Raw genomic sequence first — 2,014 nt, forward strand, 5'->3', positions numbered from 1 at the left:
GGCGGCGTATACGGCCATTCCTGGTTCGTTGACCCTGCCCGGAAGCTTACAGTTCTCGCGCTTACGAATACCACGCTGGAGGGAATGTCCGGCCAGTTTACTTTAGATCTCCGTGATGCCGTATACGAGTGCCTGAATCATTCGAGGCAGGTCTTCGAATATTAACGCGGCAATGCTTACGCAAATGTCCACACCATCCGATATCCGGATGGAGAAATCCGCGGACAAATCAAAAAGGTGTAATCATCATCCAGAAAATGATGAGTTCACACGGCCTCCTTCACCAAGGGGGCTTCTTCGTATTTTCAGACCGTAACCTTTTCCGGAATGGGCGAATATCATAACGCTGTAAAGGAGGGATAGGCAAATGAACAATCCAACATATCCTGATCAAAGCAAGGTGGCTTACCCTATGGGCGGCGATGTAAAAACACTATGTCAGAGGTACATGAGCTTCCATGTTATTATGCAGACGAGAGACGGTTCACAGTTCGATGGAATTATCGATGGTATGGACGACGAGGGCGTTACTATGCTGATTCCAGAGGAGATTGATGGCGCGGAGCGGGAAAATGATAATACTTACCGGGCATTCGGCTATGGTCCAAGAAGGTTTCGCCGGTATCAACGGAGACGGTTTCCATTTTATTATTTTGCATTTCCCTTTATTATCCCTTATCCGTACTACTATCCCTATTATCCGTACCCCGGGTATGGATATGGCGGAGGATATTAACAGGGAACTTCCTCCGCTATAGGTCATGGGCAGCTTCTTAAACAATGGAACACTCCCGCCCTCCGGCAGAGACGCCGGGAGTGTTCCATTGTACCAGGCTATCCCCGCTGAACCGGCGAGTGAACGGCATTTTCCAGCCTCTTGAGAGCTTCCTCCACCGTCGAACGCTGGCAACCGATATTGATCCGGACAAACCCCTCCCCTTCTTTGCCGAAGGTATATCCTTGATTGAACCAGAGCTTCGCCTCGCGCAGCAGAAATTTCTCCAGCTCCTGATTGCCAAGGCCCAGAGAGCGGCAGTCCAGCCACAGGAAATAGGTGCCTTCCGGATAGTACACCTTCAGCTGCGGCAGCCTGGCTTCAATAAATTCCACCGCATACTTCCGGTTTCCATCTATGTAGGATATGAGCTGATCCAGCCACTCCTCTCCGTGCCTGTACGCCGCTTCGCAGGCCGCCGCGCCGAACAGGTTAAAGCTCTTTTGCGCGACTTGCTCGGAGACCTCATCATACCGGCGTCTCAGTTCATCATTCGGAATGATAATATTGGAGGTGGACAGGCCCGCCAGATTGAAGGTTTTGCTTGGAGCCGTGCATACGACCGAATTCTGTGCAAATGCCTTCGAGATGGATGCGAACGGAACATGACGATGCGGCTTGAAGAGCAGATCGGAATGAATTTCATCGGATATGACAATAACTCCATGCCGCAGGCAAAGCTCGCCCATGGTTCGCAGCTCTTCTTCCGTGAACACGGTTCCCACAGGGTTATGCGGATTGCATAAAATAAACAGCTTGACCCTGCCGCTCCCCACCTTGTCTGCAAAGTCGGCGAGATCGGGACTATAGCGGCCTTCTTCCAGCTTCAGCGGATTCAAGACGGCCTCGCAATCATTCTTGCTGATTGCCCGGTAGAAAGGCGGATACACCGGAGGCTGGATGAGAACGCCGTCCCCCGGTTTGGCAAAGACGCGGACGGCGGTGAACAGAGCATTGACCACACCCGAACTGTGGGTAATCCACTTCTTATCTACCTGCCATCCGTGCCGCTTGAGGTTCCAATCGATAAGGGCTTGATAATAGCCATCGGAACGTGCCGTGTACCCGTATATGCCGTGCTGCGCCCTGGCCAGAAGCGCGGCCTTGACCTCGGGAACGGTCTCGAAATCCATATCGGCCACCCACATGGGCAGCGCATCCTCCACGCCTACGGATTCCTTGATAAAGTTCCACTTGGCCGACAGCGTGTTCCCCCTGTCTACCGGCTTTTTTAAATTG

General features: G+C 52.4%; 2 protein-coding genes and 1 pseudogene. 2 read left to right on the plus strand and 1 reads right to left on the minus strand.

Annotated elements, in window-relative coordinates:
- Positions 1–171 precede the first annotated feature (171 nt).
- Positions 172–243: pseudogene (locus L692_RS34105) on the plus strand (CHRD domain-containing protein); the annotation flags it as partial.
- Between the two features lie 124 nt (positions 244–367).
- Entirely contained in the window at positions 368–736 is a 369-nt protein-coding gene (locus L692_RS0127190; protein WP_025703140.1) for a hypothetical protein, read from the plus strand.
- A 98-nt stretch (positions 737–834) separates the two neighbouring features.
- On the opposite strand, the gene L692_RS0127195 is transcribed toward L692_RS0127190, so the two are convergent.
- Positions 835–2,014, minus strand: a 1,180-nt coding sequence (locus L692_RS0127195; RefSeq protein WP_025703142.1) for a MalY/PatB family protein, incomplete at its 5' end; no start/stop codon positions are given.

The organism is Paenibacillus forsythiae T98 (assembly GCF_000520735.1).
In the GTDB taxonomy this organism is placed as follows: domain Bacteria; phylum Bacillota; class Bacilli; order Paenibacillales; family Paenibacillaceae; genus Paenibacillus_AQ; species Paenibacillus_AQ forsythiae.

Excerpts from the sequence above, each read along its gene's own strand:
- L692_RS0127190 (WP_025703140.1), top strand. The coding sequence starts at position 368 with ATGAACAATCCAACATATCCTGATCAAAGCAAGGTGGCTTACCCTATG.